Annotated in this window: 2 protein-coding genes and 1 pseudogene; all 3 read right to left on the bottom strand. The window is 67.9% G+C overall.

Going from position 1 to position 3,861, the window contains the following annotated elements; translation table 11 throughout:
* Window positions 1-165 precede the first annotated feature (165 nt).
* A pseudogene (locus ABDV69_RS19150) lies at window positions 166-318 on the bottom strand (thioesterase family protein); the annotation flags it as partial.
* 191 nt (window positions 319-509) lie between these two features.
* Window positions 510-1,946 carry an FAD-dependent oxidoreductase gene (locus ABDV69_RS19145; protein ID WP_343577217.1) on the bottom strand — a complete coding sequence of 479 codons (1,437 nt, stop codon included), beginning with the start codon at window positions 1,944-1,946 and terminating at the stop codon, window positions 510-512.
* Between the two features lie 64 nt (window positions 1,947-2,010).
* The gene (gene arsA, locus ABDV69_RS19140; protein ID WP_343577214.1) at window positions 2,011-3,786 is read right to left on the bottom strand and encodes an arsenical pump-driving ATPase; all 1,776 of its coding nucleotides are present in this window, start codon (window positions 3,784-3,786) and stop codon (window positions 2,011-2,013) included.
* Between the last annotated feature and the right edge of the window lie 75 nt (window positions 3,787-3,861).

The following is a 3,861-nucleotide window of genomic DNA, read 5'->3' as shown; positions in this document are numbered from 1 at the left end:
CCCAGGACGCTAGCGACACGTGGCGTCGGCCGCGTTGAGGTGACCCCATTGGTGGTTCACCCGGGACTTCCCGCCCATAACTTGTCCTTGAAGGCTTCGCATTGGGGCCTGGCTGGGCGTCGATCGACCGATTCTTATGATTCGCTCGTCGGTCCGGTGAACTATCTAGAGATAGGACAGCCTGAAAGCGTCGGAGGGCTGGCCCATGGCCAGCGCGGAGCTGGTGCCGATCGGTCCGTGCTGATCGAACAGGGTCGCGCCGCCGGTGGCCACATCGGCGATGCCGTAGTGAGATTGAGCGGCCAGTCCAAGGTATTCAACCCGTGGGCCGCGCCCGGCTTGTTCGACAGGTCTGGCGCCGGTGGTCATGCTGCGGTAGACCAGGTTGCCAAGCCGGTCGCTGCGGTGGGAGGGCGCTCAGCGCGATCCGACAACGACACAGGACTAAGCAAGCCCCGCATCAGAATGAAACACCTACGAACAGGTTCAACATCAAGCTAAGACGCTGACTACACATCGGCGGTCTGTCTGGGGCCGCCTGATCGGGCGGCCGGGCGGTGGTCGCGGACCCAATGTTGGGTGGCGAGTTGCACGGCGTCCCAGGGCGATCCGAGCGGGGGTGTGTAGGACAGGTCGAGCTCGCTGACGGCGTCGACGGTCATGGTGTGAAACAGCGCGGTGGCGTAGGTGTCGACACGTTTGGCGATTTCGGCGCTGCGGTGCCCGACGAGCTGGGCGCCGAGCAGCAACCCACTGGCTTGGTCGCCGGTGACCCGCAGGTGAATGGGGGTGGCTCCCGGGTAGTAGGCCTTGTGGTCGTCGCAGACGCTGGCGGTGGTGGCCGGCGCCCAGCCGCGCCCGGCGGCGCGGACCTCGTGTTCGCGCAGCCCGGTGCGCGCGGCGACGAGGTCGAACACTTTGACCACCTGGGTGCCCAGGCTGCCGGCGAAGCGCGCGTCGCCGCCGAGGGCGTTTTCGCCGGCGACGCGGCCTTGTTTGTGCGCGGTGGTGCCCAGCGGCAGCCAGGTCAGGCCGAGCAGCCGATGATGGGTGTGCACACAGTCGCCGGCGGCGAAGACGTCGGGCAGGTTGGTGCGCATGGCTTCGTCGACGACGATGGCGCCTTTGCTGCCGAGTTCGGCGCCGGCGCGCGCGGCCAGCTCGGTGTCGGGCCGCACACCGACCACGACGAGAACGAGATCGACTGTGCGGCTATGTGTTTGGTTGTCGTGGCGGGCGGTCACGGTGAGTGCGCCGTTCTCGGCGCGCTCGATGCCGGTGACTGCGGTGTCGGTGAGCACCTCCACGCCGTTGCGGTGCAGTTCGGCGCGGATCAGGCCGCCGAGTTCGCGATCGACGGTCGGCAGGACCTCGGGCAGGGCTTCGATCTGAATGACGTGGACGCCGCGGGTGGTCAGCGCTTCGGCCATCTCCAAGCCGATGTAGCCGGCACCGATGATGGCCGCGGTCCGCGGGGCGCGGGTGGTCAGCGACTCCATCACCGCGAAGGTGTCGCCCATCGAGTGCAGCAGGTGCACCCCGTCGGGCGGGCCGAGCGCGTCGGGTCCGACCAGGCCGGGCAGCGGCGGTCGCGCGCTGACCGCGCCGGTGCCCACGATCAGCGCGTCGTAGCCCAGTTGGCTTACCGCGCCAGCGGCGTCGACGACGTCGACGGTATGCGCGGCCGCGTTGATGGCGGTGACCCGGGTGTCGGTGCGCAGGCTCATGCCGGTGGCTTCGAGGTCGGCGGCGGTGCGATGCGCCAGGTTTTTCCAGTGGGTGACCTCACCGGAGAGGTAGTAGGGGATGCCGCAGATGGAGAAGTTGGGGTAGGCGTCGGCGACGACGACGGTGACCTCGGTGCTGGGGTCGAGTTCGCGGGCGCGCAGCGCGGCGCTGATGCCGGCGTCGCTGCCGCCGACCGCGATGACATGACGAGTGACCATGGGTGAACTCCTGATTCGAGGTGGCGGAGGATTGCCCGGCGCGCGCCGAGACGACCGACAACGGCTACCGAGTTGCCGCGGCTCGGGTCGCCGCGAGCGCTTCCAGGTCTGGAACGGCACGCGGTTCGGCGGCCAGCATAGGAACCAGCGCGGTGCGCTCGGCAAGCTCGGTTCTCACTGTGTCGATCAGCGGCAGCTCGGCGGCTGCTCGTTTTCGCAGCAGCGGTGAGCTCGGGTTGGCCGCGGCCAGCGAGTTGTTGATCACCCACGCCCACGGGTGAATGTCGGCGCGCTGGAGTTCGGCCTGTAGGCCCGCGGCTTCGAGGACTGGGGTGGTTTCGGCGAGCGTGACGATGATGACCTTGGTTTCTTGCCGGTCTTGTAGCCGCATCAGCGGTGTCACGAAATGCGCGTCTCCTAGTTGGCGGGCAACCTCACGATGGTAGGAGCCGGTGGCGTCGAGCAACAGCAGAGTGTGCCCGCTCGGCGCGGTGTCGACGACGACGAACTTGCGCCGTGATTCGCCGATCACGCGGGAGAAAGCCTGGAACACGGCGACCTCTTCGGTGCAGGGTGAGCGCAGATCCTCGGCGAGCATCGCGCGGCCTTGGGCGTCGAGCGCGGCGCCCTTGGTGGCCAACACGTGCTCGCGGTATCGGCGAGTCTCTTCGGCAGGGTCGATCCGGGACACCTGCAGGTTGCGCAGGTCCTCATCGACGGTGTCGGTGAGATCGCCGGCGGGGTCGGTGGTGGTCAGGTGCACCTGGTGCCCGCGACCGGCCAGCGCGGCCGCGATCGCCGCGGCGATGGTCGTCTTGCCGACCCCGCCCTTGCCCATGCACAAAATCAAGCCGTGCTGCTGGTCGGCGAGTTGGTCGGTCAGATCGGTGAGGGTGGCCCCGGTCGCCGGCGATCCGGCATCGGACGGAGCTGCGGCGGCCGGCACGGCCGAGGTGGGGGTGAACAACGCGGCCACCGCCTCTACGCCGACGATGTTGGTGGCCTTGAGTTCGACCTGATCGATGGGCAGCCCGGCTAATTCGGCCGGCAGGTGCGCGATCGCGTCCTGCTCACGGTGATAGATCGCCGTCGCCAGCGGGTCGCTGTCGTCGTCGGGGGTTGGCAGGACCCCGTTGATCACCAGATGCTGGCGAGTCAACCCGATCGCGGCCAGTTCCCGACGGGTACGAGCGGTTTCGGCGAGAGCGGATTTTTGGGCCCGAGCCACCAGCACCAGTCGGGTGCGCGCCGGATCGGCCAGCGCCGCAACGGCGTCGGAGTAGGCGACGCGCTGGCGGTCCAGGCCGGATAGCGGTCCCAGGCAGGAGGCATCGCCCTTGCCGTCGTTGAGGAAGTCGGTCCACGACCCGGGCAGCTGCAAAAGCCGGATGGTGTGCCCGGTGGGGGCCGTGTCGAACACCACATGGTCGAAGTGTCCGAGGGTGCCGCCGGCGTCGGTGAGCAGTTCGGTGAATTCGTTGAACGAGGCGATTTCGGTGGTGCACGATCCGGACAGTTGTTCGGTGATCGACCGGATCTCGGCCTCGGGCAGCAGCCCGCGCACCGGGCCGACGATACGTTCGCGGTAGGCGTCGGCCGCCTGCGCCGGGTCGATCTCCAACGCCGACAGCCCGGCGACCGCGCCAATCTCGGTGATGGTGTTGCCGATGGTCGTTCCGAACACCTGCCCGACGTTGGATGCCGGATCGGTGCTGACCAGTAAGACTTTCTTGTCTCGGCGGGCCAGGGTGATCGCGGTGGCGCACGCGGTGGAGGTTTTACCGACCCCGCCCTTGCCGGTGAAAAAGACGAACCGGGGCACATTGTCCAAAAACTTCATTAATCAACCTATCTATCTCAGCAGCAGGTGGTCTCTGCGCCGCCGCAGCAATCACCCGCGGCCGCACCTGTTTCG

The organism is Mycobacterium sp. (assembly GCF_039583785.1).
In the GTDB taxonomy this organism is placed as follows: Bacteria; Actinomycetota; Actinomycetes; order Mycobacteriales; family Mycobacteriaceae; genus Mycobacterium.
Note: the sequence above shows the minus strand (reverse complement) of the source record. Positions and strands in the feature narration are given on the sequence as shown.